This window comes from Vibrio sp. 10N.222.46.A1 (genome assembly GCF_041473595.1).
Classification (GTDB): Bacteria; Pseudomonadota; Gammaproteobacteria; order Enterobacterales; family Vibrionaceae; genus Vibrio; species Vibrio tasmaniensis_A.
Window position 1 is genome coordinate 1 of record NZ_JBFRSN010000717.1, and the last position, 641, is coordinate 641.

1 protein-coding gene and 1 pseudogene are annotated in these 641 nt (G+C 46.2%); both read left to right on the top strand.

From position 1 onward, the window contains the following. Positions 1-421 (top strand): helix-turn-helix domain-containing protein (locus AB4496_RS18975; protein WP_372131625.1); only part of this gene is annotated, 421 nt, incomplete at its 5' end. After that, a pseudogene (locus AB4496_RS18980) lies at positions 402-641 on the top strand (glycosyltransferase family 1 protein); the annotation flags it as partial. The gene AB4496_RS18975 and the pseudogene AB4496_RS18980, both read left to right, overlap by 20 nt.

Here is a 641-nt window from a genome sequence, read left to right on the forward strand (position 1 = left end):
CATCATCCGTAACATCGTGGTGTTGAACAATGAAACGAGCGTGACCAAAGACATGTTACCGCCTCCGATTAATAAAGTAGACGCAGCTCAAGCCACGAAATCAGTGACACCTATTCGAGTAGCTGCGCCCCAAGCTGCTGTTGTGGAAGCACCAGAAGCTAAGTTGCCACCTATTACACCGGAAGAGTTGGAGCAATCCTCAGTTGTCCCCGCTAACAACGATCCGATGACGCCCGCATTTACAACAAGCGAAGGTGCTATTCGTCCAATGTGGCAAATAGAGCGCGAAGCTATTCAACATGCCATCAATCATTGCGATGGGAATGTGTTAAACGCTGCCGTGCTGTTAGAACTTAGCCCTTCTACTGTTTATCGTAAGAAACAGGCTTGGGAATCGGAAGATGAGTACAATCAAGCCTAGCCAAGGTGTACTCAACGTAAACCTTCACGAGATTTGGCTGTTGATCGACAGCCAAACTTTTGGAGGCATAGAAACGCATGTTTTAGAGTTAGCACAAGGCCTGATATCTGAAAGCGCTCAGTATTCAGAGGCTATTCGAATCGTTCTTTTGACTAAGTTTAATCCTGAAGCGATCATCGTTGAAAAGTTGAATGCGCTGAGCATCCCTTATAGTTACCTC